Source organism: Flavobacterium rhizophilum, from assembly GCF_046000485.1.
Lineage (GTDB): Bacteria > Bacteroidota > Bacteroidia > Flavobacteriales > Flavobacteriaceae > Flavobacterium > Flavobacterium rhizophilum.
This window is the reverse complement of sequence record NZ_JBELQB010000042.1, coordinates 1-618: the sequence shown is the minus strand read 5'-3', so window position 1 is coordinate 618 and position 618 is coordinate 1. Positions and strand designations below refer to the sequence as shown.

Annotated in this window: 1 protein-coding gene; it reads left to right on the top strand. The window is 38.8% G+C overall.

Annotated elements, in window-relative coordinates; genetic code table 11:
* A partial coding sequence (locus ABS768_RS17625; RefSeq protein WP_408076255.1) for a M16 family metallopeptidase occupies positions 1-618 on the top strand: 618 nt, incomplete at both ends.

Genomic DNA, 618 nt, shown 5'->3' with positions numbered 1-618 from the left:
AATAAAAAATTCTATATCCCTAACAATGCTGTTTTGGTTGTTGCCGGAGATATTGATATAGACCAAACAAAAAAATGGGTAGAAAAATATTATGCCAACATACCTAAAGGCACACCTATTACACATCAAAAATTTGAAGAGGCTCCTATAACCCAAACCATTAAGGCTAAGTATGAGGATCCTAACATACAACTACCTATGATTGTAGCTGCTTACCGCACACCTGCCATGACTACAAGAGAAGCACGCGTGCTGGACCTTGTATCGTCTATATTAAGTGACGGTAAAAGCTCAAGGATGTATAAAAGGATTGTAGACGAAGAGAAAAAGGCAATGCAGATTGGCGCCTTTAACTACAGCGAAGAAGATTACGGCGTATATTTTGTATACGGCATACCAATGCCGGGCTTTACACCACAGGATGTGCTTGCTGCTGCCGACGAAGAAATTGTAAAACTGCAAACAGAGCTTATATCTGACAGGGAACTTGAAAAACTGAAAAACCAGATGGAAAGCACCTATGTAAATGCCAACGCAAGTGTAGAAGGTATTGCAGATAACCTTTCAACATACTATTTGCTATATGGCGATACTAACCTTATTAATACTGAAATAAAC